Origin of the sequence: Collinsella aerofaciens (assembly GCF_039758815.1) — a bacterium.
GTDB lineage: Bacteria > Actinomycetota > Coriobacteriia > Coriobacteriales > Coriobacteriaceae > Collinsella > Collinsella aerofaciens_BP.
Genome location: NZ_JBDMSK010000037.1, coordinates 1 through 11,794 on the forward strand (window position 1 = coordinate 1; position 11,794 = coordinate 11,794).

The 11,794-nt window shown below is 55.9% G+C and carries 10 protein-coding genes and 1 tRNA gene; all 11 read left to right on the top strand.

Annotation, left to right across the window (positions count from 1 at the left end; all coding sequences use genetic code 11):
- Positions 1–343: 343 nt before the first annotated feature.
- The 11 genes from ABHT90_RS09725 to ABHT90_RS09775 all read left to right on the top strand — a co-directional run bounded on the left by ABHT90_RS09725 (position 344) and on the right by ABHT90_RS09775 (position 11,008).
- Positions 344–1,180 (top strand): substrate-binding periplasmic protein, encoded by an 837-nt coding sequence (locus ABHT90_RS09725; protein WP_346982369.1) that lies wholly within the window; start codon positions 344–346, stop codon positions 1,178–1,180.
- A gap of 41 nt (positions 1,181–1,221) precedes the next feature.
- A complete protein-coding gene (locus ABHT90_RS09730; protein ID WP_346982370.1) occupies positions 1,222–2,976 on the top strand; it encodes a sensor domain-containing diguanylate cyclase in 1,755 nt (584 codons plus the stop codon).
- A gap of 113 nt (positions 2,977–3,089) precedes the next feature.
- Complete coding sequence (locus tag ABHT90_RS09735) at positions 3,090–3,353, top strand: TIGR03905 family TSCPD domain-containing protein (RefSeq protein ID WP_055287275.1); 264 nt, start codon at positions 3,090–3,092, stop codon at positions 3,351–3,353.
- A complete protein-coding gene (locus tag ABHT90_RS09740; RefSeq protein WP_346982371.1) occupies positions 3,353–4,564 on the top strand; it encodes a hypothetical protein in 1,212 nt (403 codons plus the stop codon). The genes ABHT90_RS09735 and ABHT90_RS09740 overlap by 1 nt, the downstream gene beginning before the upstream one ends.
- Positions 4,565–4,718: 154 nt before the next feature.
- Positions 4,719–5,441, top strand: coding sequence for a response regulator (locus ABHT90_RS09745; RefSeq protein ID WP_346982372.1), 723 nt, complete (start codon positions 4,719–4,721; stop codon positions 5,439–5,441).
- A 12-nt stretch (positions 5,442–5,453) separates the two neighbouring features.
- The gene (locus tag ABHT90_RS09750) at positions 5,454–7,019 is read left to right on the top strand and encodes a sensor histidine kinase (protein WP_346982373.1); all 1,566 of its coding nucleotides are present in this window, start codon (positions 5,454–5,456) and stop codon (positions 7,017–7,019) included.
- A gap of 118 nt (positions 7,020–7,137) precedes the next feature.
- Positions 7,138–8,016: a phosphoribosylaminoimidazolesuccinocarboxamide synthase gene (locus ABHT90_RS09755; protein ID WP_035136481.1), complete on the top strand. Its 879-nt coding sequence runs from the start codon at positions 7,138–7,140 to the stop codon at positions 8,014–8,016.
- The gene (locus tag ABHT90_RS09760) at positions 8,017–8,592 is read left to right on the top strand and encodes a hypothetical protein (protein WP_346982374.1); all 576 of its coding nucleotides are present in this window, start codon (positions 8,017–8,019) and stop codon (positions 8,590–8,592) included.
- 89 nt (positions 8,593–8,681) lie between these two features.
- Positions 8,682–9,962 carry an aminopeptidase gene (locus ABHT90_RS09765; protein ID WP_346982375.1) on the top strand — a complete coding sequence of 427 codons (1,281 nt, stop codon included), beginning with the start codon at positions 8,682–8,684 and terminating at the stop codon, positions 9,960–9,962.
- Positions 9,963–9,990: 28 nt separating this feature from the next.
- A tRNA-Lys gene (locus ABHT90_RS09770) sits at positions 9,991–10,066 on the top strand.
- Positions 10,067–10,210: 144 nt separating this feature from the next.
- Positions 10,211–11,008, top strand: a complete 798-nt coding sequence (locus tag ABHT90_RS09775; RefSeq protein WP_346982376.1) for a TraX family protein — start codon at positions 10,211–10,213, stop codon at positions 11,006–11,008.
- The last annotated feature ends 786 nt before the right edge of the window (positions 11,009–11,794 follow it).

Consider the following 11,794-nt stretch of genomic DNA (forward strand, 5'->3'; position numbering starts at 1 on the left):
GCGCCTTTAGACGCGTGCCGGAAATCCAAGGGTTATACCCTAAGAGCAAACCACCCCTTTTAGGGGTGGTTTTGATTAAAGACTTCAGCCCGTGTGTCGCGTGCAGTGCGGCGCGTCGGAAACCGCCAGATACGCGGTCGGCGCCAACGGCCTGAACGAGGCAGCGGTCGGGGTGCATTCGGGAGCAGCTGAGCTTCGAGTAGGGTTAACCTAATTCGACCGCTCGCGGATGCATTTCAACCTTTGGCGCCTTGCCCATCTTGGGTGAGGCGCTTTTTTCGCTGCTGCGGCAGCTCCCGGTAATAAAATGAACCTCTACTGCCATTTCGATGAAAAGAGGCGCGTGCCTAGACGTATTAAACGAGTCGTCATCGTCTCGTTCGCGCTCATAGTTCTTGTTGCTGCCTGTACGGCTGTCCTGACGTATACCGATCGAAATAGTTCTTCCTCGCCGAGTACGGCTGACGATGATCTCCCTGTGCTCAAAATCGGCGTTACGGATAACGACCCCTATGTGTATGTCGATACCACGGGCGATTACGCCGGTATCGATATCGACATCGCCCGCGAGGCCTGCAAGCGCGCGGGGATCAAGCCGCAATTTATCGACATATCTTGGAATGACCGTGATCGCCTACTCAAAAACGGCGATATCGATTGCCTGTGGTGCGACTATTCTCCCTGTTATCGCGAGGATAAGTATTACTGGACTGAGCCGTATTTGACCCTGACGGTTTCGGTCGCCGCCAAGAAAACGAGTGGCATCACGTCCTTGGCGCATCTCGATGGAAGCAAGACCATTGCGGTGATTGCGGGCTCGGTGAGCGAACGCCGATTGCTCGCAGGGGATCTGGATATCTCGCCGGACGTGCAAATCAAATCGTATGGTTCTGCCGAACTCTGCAAAGCCGCCCTCGCCAAAGGGTATGTCGACTGTTGGATGGCGGACGTTCAGTCGCTTGATCGACTCGTTGCCCAGTATCCTGGCGTTTATCGTGTGTTCGCCGGCAACGTTATGACGGTTGACCTGGGCGTCGCGTTTGATGATAGCTATGAGGGGGAGTACGTCAAAAACCTCGATACCGCACTGTCCGACATGGATCGAGACGGCACGATAGAGCACATTGTGGACAATTACAAAGCAGGAGCGACGACAGGCGGGCAAGGAGCGGAATCATGACAAATGACGAGCGCCGCTTTCGCCGAAAGAGTTTAGCCGCAGTGGGCATCGGCATCGTGGCCAGCGTTGCCCTACTGAGTCTGCTCTATATGGTTGGCACGCATCGCTGCCTTGATAAAACGCTTGGGTTCGGCCAGGAAACCATGGTGTTTTTAAAAAATGCCTGCGAAAAATATGACCGATATGAACAGGGAAGAAAAACCGAGGCGACGCACAATTTGGATGCGGCGCTCGAGTCGTTTGCGACGTTCTTGCCGCCTGATCGATTTGAAGTCAACGACGATCTGGTCGAGGAATATGTCCATACCGAGAGCCTTTCGGGAATGTTGGTCATGGACGCCGATGGTCATATGGTCGCCCATTACGATATCGACGGCCGCGATCCACTCATGCTGTGGCGAGAGGAGCTGGCCTGTTCGTCGATCGCATCGATGTATCGAGGGTCCAAAGTTTCCTACTCGACCGCTGTCGAGCGCCGCGGTGTCGACTTTGCCGTGAGTGCCGTTCCATACGGTGATGGGGTGGCGTTGGGGTATCGATCCCTTGCGGCTGAGCCCGCCGATGACTATTCATACACGATCGCCGACGTCCTTGTGAACAACACGTTCCATCAGAGTCCAACAGTGCTTGTGATGCGCGATGCGCAAATCGTTTCTTCAAACGATTCGACCGTCGATATAACCCTTGCCCGGCTTCTCGCCGATAGCGGAATTGACTGGAAAGACGAGGGCGTAACACGTATCGAATATCGGGGGACCACCTTATATGCCGTGCGTGCGGCATATAAGGACTACCGCCTGTTTGCGCTATATCCCAAATCTGAGGTCATGTCTGACAGGATTTCATTTGTCGCCGTCGGCGTCTTGGTGTGCCTTGCGTTTTGGGTCGTGGTACTGTTGGCTCGAAATATCGCTGACCACCGCAATTTGGTCGAAAAGGATAAACAGCTCGGCATTATCAATGCCATAAGCGCCATCTACGATTCGACCTTCCTTTTGCATCTTGACACCCTCGAGATCGAGGGAATCAATATGTCGCCGGCGATAGCGAAGATGTTTGCCGAGCATAGTGAGGCATATGACTTTATGGACACGGTCTGCCGGGATATCGTGAGCCCCGAAAGCCGCGAAGCGGTTGTGGGGCTCGTAGATATAAGTACGCTTCGAGAACGTATGGAGGGCGTACCGTACTTGGCTGACGAGGTGCGAGATTGTCGAGGCACTTGGTACTCGCTACAGGTTGTCCCCCAGCATCGCGATGAGCAAGGCCGCCTGGATTCGGTCGTCGTGGCGACGCACAACATATCGATGGTCAAGCATGCCGAGGAGCTGTCATACCAAGATAAACTGACGGGGCTTCGCAACCGCAACTATCTGGAATCGCGTGGAGATAGCCTGGTAAACGAGGACTTGCCAGTGAGCGTGATTATGGTGGACTGTAATTATCTCAAGCGGACCAACGACATTTATGGTCACGAGATGGGGGATGAACTGCTGCGACGGACGGCGTCCGTGCTGCGGCGGGTGGCTGGTGCGGATTACCTGCCGATGCGCGTTGGCGGCGACGAGTTTTTGCTGGTTTGCCCCCATACTGACAACGAGTCTGCGCTCGGGCTGGAACAGGATCTTCGTCTCGGTCTTGCCGCGGTAAGCGATGAGACCCTGACGGTCAGCGCATCGATTGGCGTGGCGACCGTCGAGACGGCTGGAAATACGCTGGCCGATGTATATCGCGTCGCCGACCACAATATGTATCGGGAGAAGCGCATGGTCCACGTACAGGGCGCGGACTGCTAATCTTGCCCCCACTAGTCCAAGCATCGTAGGATGTTGAATCGGTGCTTGCGATAATAAGTCGGTCCAGGCGGGGATAATAGACGTCTGAAATTTCTTTCTGAGAGGGGATCTCAATGATTAGTTTTGACTACAAGCCTCAGGGTGTATGCTCTCGCAATATTCACCTCAATCTCTCTGACGATGGCAGCAAGGTGCTGGGCGTCGAGTTTACCGGCGGCTGCGATGGCAACCTCAAGGCCATCTCCAGGCTGGTCGAGGGCGCTCCCGCCGATCGCGTAATCGAGGTTCTCGCCGGTAATACCTGCGGTATGAAAAAGACCTCTTGCGCCGATCAGCTTACGCGCGCTATCGAGGCCGCTCGCGCAGAGATCGCCTAATGAGCATCGCTGATCGCTTTAAGAATGGAATAACGCGTCGAGGTTTTGTGCTGGGTGGCGCCGCTACCGGTGCTGCTGCCGTACTGGCCGGTTGCTCGAAAAAAACGGGCACGAGTGATGACGCCGCTGGCGAGCCGCAGGTTATCAAAGACGATTCGAAGATTGTCTCGATCACTGATGAGTACGAGGCTGTCGATATCGATCTTGAGCCCGCAGCCTCGTGGACGCTGCCGCTGGGCACGCTGCTGTACTACTGCGATGGCGACTACGCTGCCGCGATGATGGCGCCTGCTTCTGCCCTGCATGCCAATACGCTTGGTGTGCTCAACCTAGGCGATGGCTCGCTTACCACACTTATTGAGGATCCCATTGAGGGAACCGGTTATGCGTTTTACGACGTGCGCGCGGGTGATGGCGTGTTCGCGTGGGTCGAGATGAACTTTGCCAATGCGTCCTGGAAACTCTATGCGCAAAACCTTGCAGGCTCCTCCCTTACCGGCAACGCTGTCGAGCTCGACCGCGGTGGCGAAAACTACGATCCGCCGCTCTTCACAGCGTATGGGTCGTCGGTCATCTGGTATAAGATGCCTTCGTCCGGCGGCACCAAGACGAGTAACGATTCGTACTGCTACCGTCAGTCGCCCAGCGAGTCCAAGCCTGAGACTATTTGGAAGTCAACGGGCCGTTTCGCATCCGCCCCGCGTGTGAGCGACGGCATCCTGACCATCTCGCCCCGCGTGCACAATGATGAGGGCGTCTATTACGGTATGACGGCGATCGACCTGACTGACGGCAACAACACGAAGCGAGCTCAGCTGGTGCTGCCTTCGTCGGTTTCGCCTTTCGAGGCCGTGTATATGGGCGACACCTTCGTGTTCTCCATTGAGGCGACGTATAGCGGTGTGGGCAGCCTGGGCAATATGGGCACCTATATCGGTAACGAGGGCGGGCCGTACCTCTTCCTTTCGCGTGAGCCGCTCGCGTGCGCTGCGGGAAGGAAAAACAAATACCTGGTTAAAGTTCAGGCGTCGCATTTTTTGATTGACACTTCGGCTAAGACCTACGGCTCGCTTCTGTCGCCCGACCGAGCCTTGGAGTATGGCGATTATCCTGCTACGGCGGGTAAATCGAACTCGTTCTTAACGTACGCAACGGTGCGTAACAGTCAGGGGATTCCCGAGACGGTTACCGCTCGCTTGTTCTCTCTTTAGTCTCCGAGGGGTTAAAAAGGCGTCGACAGGGGAATAAGCGCGTTGTGACTATGAGTACCGCCCGCCGAGCTATCGCACCCATGCGATACCCGGTGGGCTCAGGTGCGTTAAAATGAGCTTGTTCTTAGCTAATTGAGACAGGGGGGGCCGTGTTATGGCTTCAGATGCAAAAAAGATTCTGCTGGTCGAGGATGAGAAGGCAATCCGTGACGCCGTCGCTGCCTATCTCGAGCGCGAGGGCTATTGGGTTGTGGGCGTGGGCGACGGCCAGTCCGCTATCGAGGAGTTCGAGAAGCATCAGTTCGACCTGGTCGTGCTCGACCTCATGCTCCCCAAGATTCCGGGCGAGCGCGTTTGCCGCACCATTCGCGACACCTCGGATGTCCCCATCATTATGCTGACAGCCAAGGGCGAGATCGAGGACCGCATTATCGGCCTCGAGCTCGGTGCCGACGACTACCTGATCAAGCCGTTCTCGCCGCGCGAGCTTGTCGCGCGCGTGCGCGCCTTGTTCCGCCGTGCCCACCAGGCCGATGAGCCGGCCGTCGAGGTGCTCGACTTTGGCGATCTGGTCATCGACATCTCGGGCCACAAGATTTTGGTCGAGGGCAAGGAAGTCGACCTGACGGCTTCCGAGTTCAAGCTGCTCACCACGCTTGCCCGTCACCCCGGCCGCGTCTACAACCGCATGGAGCTGGTCGAGAAGGTGCTCGGCTACGACTTTGAGGGTTACGAGCGCACCATCGACAGCCACGTGAAGAACCTTCGCGCCAAGCTGGGCGACGACCCCAAGAAGCCCAAGTGGCTCTACACCGTCCACGGTGTCGGCTACCGCTTCGAGGCTCCGACCAAGATCGATAAGTCGGACGAGAAATAAAGGAAATCACATATGACACCTGCGCGCTTTGAAATCGGGCAAAAGCATAAGCAGGAGAACGAGGCGGGTTCCAAGGCTAGTTGGAACACGCCTCGTTCCGATTCACGGCCGACGATGAGCTATCCCTCGCGCATGGCCCTGGCTTTTGCCCTGACATCGCTCATGACGGTATTGGTATTGGTGGGCGTAGTCTCCGTTGTATGGGGCACGGTTTTTACGGATTACACGCGCTCCAATATTGTCGAAATCGCCAATTCCGCTGCCGAAAAGTTGGCAACGTCATATGAGGAAAACGGTTCTTGGACCGCGGGGGAGCTGCGTACGGTCGCGACATCGAGCTTGGTGTCCGACGATCTTGGTATGCAGGTCGTCAATAAAAAGGGCGTCATCGTCTACGACGACTCGTGGCCCTCGGCAAGCGCTACTGCCGATGTACGCGAAAATCAGGCGACGACCGACGATGCGAGCGGAAAGAGGGCATCGCACAGCCCAGTCTCGTCTGCTCCCACCGATTCCAATAGTGTTGCCAACGTTGAGATCGTGACGTCCTCCGGCGAGCACGTGGGTCAGGTCAAATTGTGGGCGGTTGGCTCCGATGCCCTGCTCACCAGGGCAGACTCGGCATTCAGAGAGAAGACCTTTAACGCCATGGCCCTTGCCGCGGTTGTGGCCGTCTGCATCTCGGTCGTTATCGGAGCGCTTGTGTCGCGCATGCTTACCAAGCCGATTCATCGAATTACGAGCACGGCCAAGCAAATTCGCGACGGCGATCTGTCCGCTCGTACGGGCTTGCGCGGCGATGATGAGATCGATCAGCTGGGCGAGACCTTCGACGAGATGGCCACCTCACTCGAAAAGGATATGAAGCACGAGAAGCGCCTGACCTCTGATGTTGCCCACGAGCTGCGCACGCCGCTCATGGCCATGCTTGCGACGGTCGAGGCCATGCAAGACGGTGTGTATCCCACCGACGACGAACACCTGGAGACAGTCGCATCCGAAACGCGTCGTCTGGCCCGTCTGGTGCAGCAGATGCTCGATCTGTCGCGCATGGAAAACAGCACCGCGCCGCTCAACCTGGAGCCGGTGGACATGGTTCCGTTCGTGCGATCGATTGTGAACGGCCAGGAGCGCCTGTTTGCCGACCGTGACCTGCGTTTGCGCTTTGCAGATGAGACGCAGGGTCACGATGACGTTGTCGAGGCAGATCCCGACATGATCACGCAATGCGTCATCAACCTCTTGAGTAACGCCATGCGCTATACCCCCGAGGGGGGTTGGGTCGTGGTGTCGGTGCTCAGCGACCGCAAGCACGTCGATATCGCGGTTTCGGACACGGGCATCGGTATCGCCAAGGATGATTTGTCGCGCATCTTCGGTCGTTTTTGGCGTGCCGACGCCAGTCGCGCCCGCGAGGCGGGTGGCCTGGGCGTGGGCCTCGCCGTGACCAAGCAGATTGTCGAGCGTCATCACGGCTACATATCCGTGGAGTCGGAGCTTGGAAAGGGTACGACTTTTACGATTCATCTGCCTCGCGAGCACACGGCGGACGCGGCATCTACTACAATGGAGCACTAGCTTTTCGCTATTCGGTGAAGGAGGGGTTTCGTCCCTGCCGCTCCGAGTTTGCGAGAACGTGCGGGGAAGAACCCGCATTACTGTCGTATTTAGGTAAGGAGTGACTCACGTGACAACGATGGAGCGTCGTCCGGATTCCCGTGGCAAGGTTCGTGATATCTATGATGCCGGCGAAAACCTGCTGATGGTCGCCACCGACCGCATTTCTGCGTTCGACTTTATTCTCCCCGACGAGATTCCGTTTAAGGGAGAGGTGCTCAACCGCATCTCGGCATTCTGGTTCGATAAGTTTGCCGACATCGTTCCCAACCACCTCGTTTCCATCGACCCGGCGGATTTTCCCGAGGAGTTTGCCGAGTATCGTGACTACCTCGCAGGCCGCGCCATGCTGGTCAAGAAGGCCCAGACGATTCCTATCGAGTGCATCGTCCGCGGTTATCTGACCGGTTCGGGCAAAAAGACCTATGACGAGAACGGCACCGTCTGCGGCATTCAGCTGCCCGAGGGCCTGACCGAGGCTTCCAAGCTCCCCGAGCCGCTGTTCACGCCGTCCACGAAGGCCGAGATCGGCGACCACGACGAGAACATTTCGTTCGAGCGTTGCTGCGAGATCGTGGGTGAGGACATCGCCACGCAGATTCGCGACCTGTCCCTCAAGATCTACAAGGCCGCTGCCGAGTACGCCGCGACCCGTGGCATCATCATTGCCGACACCAAGTTCGAGTTCGGTGTCATCGATGGCAAGGTTACGCTGATCGACGAGTGCCTAACGCCCGACTCCAGCCGTTTCTGGCCCGCCGCCAGCTACGAGGAGGGCAAGATTCAGCCCAGCTACGACAAACAATTCGTCCGCAATTGGCTCAAAGCCAACTGGGATATGACGGGGGAGACCCCGCACCTGCCCGCCGAGGTCATCGATGGCACGTCCGAGCGCTATCGCGAGGCCTTCCAGATCATCACGGGCTCCCAGTTCACAAGCATGAAGGAGAACGCATAAGTGAGTACCCGTAGCGCCACGAACAAGCGCACGCAATCCCACGAAGTTACCGGGGTTGCGCGCAAGTCCGCCGCATCTGCTAAACCCGCCCGCCAGGCAGCGAGCTCCGTTCGCGTCGTGCCGGCTTCGTCTAAGGCACGCCGCAAAGAGCTCGAGAAGGGTGAAAACCTGGAAGGTCTCTCCAAGGAGGAGAAGCGCGCCCGCAAGGCCAAGCAGCGTGCTCGTGAGGATCGTATCTACACGGTGTCGAATATCCTCCTCAAGCAGGATGAGGACTACACCAAGCGCCGTCGTATCTGGTGGGCCGTGCTCGCCATCGGCATGGTACTCGTCGTGGCAATTTGGGCTTCGCTCTACTTCGCTCCCGGCGGTACGGTGTCCAGTCCCGTCCAGATGGTCGGCATCGTTTTGTCCTATGTCATCATTCTGGGTGATTTTATCTACGACTTCGTTCGTATTCGTCCCCTGCGCAACATGTACCGCGCGCAGGCCGAGGGCATGTCCGAGAACAAGCTTAACGCTCTTATTGAGCGTGCGGCTGCCGAGGAGGACAAGAAGGACTCCAAGAAGAAGTAGCGTTTGCATTCATACTTATCGCTAAGATATAAGGCGCGTCGTTTTTGCGGCGCGCCTTTTTACTGTTCTATAGATAGATGGAGTGGCACATGATTCGAGCTGCCCTGACGGTCGAAGAGGCTCTGGAGGGCATGAAGGCCCTGGAGCCCAAGATTAAAAACTACGCGCGCCTGGTCGTCTGCAAGGGCGTAAACGTCAAACCCGGCCAGGAGGTTGTCGTTCAGTCTCCGGTCGAGTGCGCGCCTTTTGCCCGCGTGGTGGTCGCGGAGGCTTATGCCGCCGGCGCTGGCCACGTGACGGTCATTTGGGCCGATGATGCCGTGACGAGGCTCACGTACGAGCATGTCGATAAAAGCTATTTTGAGCAGACGCCCGAGTGGAAGCGACTGCAACTGGATTCCCTGGCCCAGGACGGTGCCTGCTTTATCTTTATCGAGGGTGCGGATCCTGCGGCCCTCAAGGGCATCGATCCAGCCAAGCCGGCCGCGGCATCCAAGGCGAGGAATACGCAGTGCAAAGTTTTCCGCCGTGGACTGGATTACAACATCAATCCGTGGTGCATCGCCGGCGCTCCGGTCGTGGCTTGGGCACACGAGGTGTTCCCGGGAGACGCCGACGAGGTTGCAATCTATAAGCTGTGGAATGCGATTCTGCACACCGCTCGTGCCGATGGCCAGGACCCGGAGAGCGACTGGGAGCTTCATGACGCGGCATTCGAAAAGAACCTGCGTTTCCTGAACGACAATCGTTTTGACCGCCTACATTACACCGCGGCAAATGGAACCGATCTGACGATTGGCATGACGAAGGGTCACGAGTGGGCCGGCGGCAAGGGTAAGACGCCCGATGGACACCCCTTCTTCCCCAACATCCCCACCGAGGAGGTCTTCACCTCGCCTGATCGTATGCGTGCCGACGGTATCGTGTATTCGGCTATGCCGCTCATTCACCACGGTAACAAGGTTGACGATTTTTGGATTAAGTTCAAGGCCGGCCGCGTAGTGGACTACGATGCCCGTGTGGGCAAGGCGACGCTTGCGAGCATTATTGACACCGATGAAGGTGCCGCTCATCTGGGCGAGGTCGCGCTCATTTCCAAGAACACTCCGATCCGCGAAAGCGGCGTTCTGTTCTATGACACGCTCTATGACGAGAACGCTAGCTGCCATCTCGCGCTAGGTGTCGGTTTCCCCGAATGCATCGAGGGTGGGTATGACATGTCCAAGGAGGAGCTCCTGGAGCATGGCGTAAACGTCTCGAGCACGCACGTCGATTTTATGATTGGCACGGACGACATCGATATTACGGGCATTACGCCTGATGGACGTGAAGTTGTGATTTTCCAGAACGGCCAATGGAGTTGGGAATAGTCCCAGACCGTGGTACAATGCCACCCGCGGGCCGTTAGCTCAGCTGGCAGAGCAGGGGACTTTTAATCCCAAGGTCCAGGGTTCGAACCCCTGACGGCCCACCATAGAAAAGAAAGCGATCGACTCCGGTTGGTCGCTTTTTTATTGCCGCGACACAGGTTCGAACCCGTCGGGGCGCGGAGCGCCGCAGCGGCCGCCTGCGGAGCAGGCTGAACCCCTGACGGCCCATCCAAAGAAAGGAATACGAAATGAAAACAAATAAATACGGAATTAGCGGCAGCACATTAAAGATAATAGCAGCCATTTCGATGGTTCTCGATCATGTAAGCAGGATCGTCCTGACCAATGGAATCATGACTCACGCATCGTACAGTCAGATATCAGACGAACAGTGGGCGATTCTAAGCGAGGCTTCGGATGTGCTTCATGTTCTTGGCAGAATTGCATTTCCCTTATTTTGCTTTTTGATAGTTGAGGGATTTTTTCATACTCATGACATAAAGAAGTACCTGCGAAATATGCTTGTCTTCGCAATCATTGCGGAGCCCATATACGATTTCGTTCAAACCGGGCAACTATTTGACCTTCGGCAACAAAATGTTATGTGTGAGCTCCTGCTTTCCTTGGTCTTTTTGATTATTCTGGGAAAGATACAAAGTCTTTCAAAATGGAAAAGGTACATCGCAGAAACTGCTCTGATTGTTTTGACAGCACTGGCAGCTGAATACACTAAACTAGATGGCGGTGTGTATGGCATTCTGCTTGTGGCTGCGTTCTATTTATTCCACGACAGCAAGGCCAAGATGTTCTTTGCTGCAGTATGCGCAGTGCTCCTTTCGTCATGCCATATAGTTGGCGGCGGATTTGAGTTTGCTACAGCTAATGTAATTAATCCTGATGTTGTTGCCGCGGTCGTTTCGTTGCTGCTCATCAATCTTTATAATGGCAAGCGAGGGCTGAAGCTCAAATATTTCTTCTACATTTTCTATCCGGCACATCTTGCCCTGCTTTATGGTGTCTCACTTATTGTTTTGAACTGTCTTTAAAAACTCTCAAACAAGTCTCTGAAAGCAGAAACAAATTGGCCCTAAGACTGCTTGTGAGTTTCCGGAAGACCTGAGAGATGCGAGGATAGGCAACGAGGGCTGCAGAAAGATGCATCTCAGTTCTCTGGCGAATCGCACGTATCTGTATGAGGATCACTTGCACACACTCATTAATAACAGTGATAAACACGGCAGATCTTCAAAACATGAGGCCGCGGAGGTCGAACGGTGCTTCGAAAGCATGAATGGCAGCGAGAAAATGAGTTCGGAAGCGCCCTCTGGATGCTCCAGCATAGAAAAGAAAGCGATCGACTCCGGTTGGTCGCTTTTTTTGTTGCCGCGCCACGGGTTCGAACCCGAACTTCTCTATATATAAGAACGCTTGGCGAACAAAACCTGCCTTTTACCGACGGGAAACAAATAGCTGATGCTTTTGGAGTAAAGTGGCGCTCCAGAGATGACCGATGCCTTAACACCTATAAACCAGCTGGTCATCGCCAATATCAGAAGCTGCTGCTTCGAATACGGCCTCAGTGAAGCAACTGAGGGTTCTATTCATTTGTGAACAAAATATGGAGTGCTGGATTCCCGCCCCCGGGGGCCCTCCGGTCTGGCATTATATCTCCTTGCCGCGCGGCCCGGTCGAACCGGATGAGCCGCTAAGCGTGCACCTTGAGAACCGGATACTGCGAGGATGGACACTTACTTCAGTGTCGCATCCGGGCAGACATCGAACCATTTGAAATGGTCTAACTTGGATTTGTTTTTCGCAAGGCCGCCGAGAGG

What these genes read in the sequence shown, in the direction of transcription:
- ABHT90_RS09775 (WP_346982376.1), top strand. Translation starts at nt 10,211, where the DNA reads ATGAAAACAAATAAATACGGAATTAGCGGCAGCACATTAAAGATAATA.
- ABHT90_RS09740 (WP_346982371.1), top strand. Translation starts at nt 3,353, where the DNA reads ATGAGCATCGCTGATCGCTTTAAGAATGGAATAACGCGTCGAGGTTTT.
- ABHT90_RS09755 (WP_035136481.1), top strand. Translation starts at nt 7,138, where the DNA reads ATGGAGCGTCGTCCGGATTCCCGTGGCAAGGTTCGTGATATCTATGAT.
- ABHT90_RS09735 (WP_055287275.1), top strand. Translation starts at nt 3,090, where the DNA reads ATGATTAGTTTTGACTACAAGCCTCAGGGTGTATGCTCTCGCAATATT.
- ABHT90_RS09765 (WP_346982375.1), top strand. Translation starts at nt 8,682, where the DNA reads ATGATTCGAGCTGCCCTGACGGTCGAAGAGGCTCTGGAGGGCATGAAG.
- ABHT90_RS09745 (WP_346982372.1), top strand. Translation starts at nt 4,719, where the DNA reads ATGGCTTCAGATGCAAAAAAGATTCTGCTGGTCGAGGATGAGAAGGCA.
- ABHT90_RS09750 (WP_346982373.1), top strand. Translation starts at nt 5,454, where the DNA reads ATGACACCTGCGCGCTTTGAAATCGGGCAAAAGCATAAGCAGGAGAAC.